Source organism: Psychromonas arctica, assembly GCF_038155225.1.
In the GTDB taxonomy this organism is placed as follows: Bacteria; Pseudomonadota; Gammaproteobacteria; order Enterobacterales; family Psychromonadaceae; genus Psychromonas; species Psychromonas arctica_B.
Genome location: NZ_JBAKBA010000393.1, coordinates 1 through 212, shown reverse-complemented (window position 1 = coordinate 212; position 212 = coordinate 1). Strand labels below are relative to the sequence as shown.

Here is a 212-nt window from a genome sequence, read left to right as displayed (position 1 = left end):
ATAGGTGAAACCGTTGCTTATATTCCTTTGCAAGATTACCGCAGTATGACCTTAGATAATTTCGATAACATGGAAAATATTACGCTTGTTTGTATTGATAATGTCGATGCACTTGCGGGTGATAAAAAATGGGAAAAAGCTCTTTTTTATTTTTATAATCGTTGGTTATATAATAAAGATAACCGAGTCCCTGGTGCTAATTTAGTAATTTA

1 pseudogene is annotated in these 212 nt (G+C 32.1%); it reads left to right on the top strand.

Annotated elements, in window-relative coordinates:
• A pseudogene (locus V6255_RS18890) lies at positions 1-212 on the top strand (DnaA regulatory inactivator Hda); the annotation flags it as partial.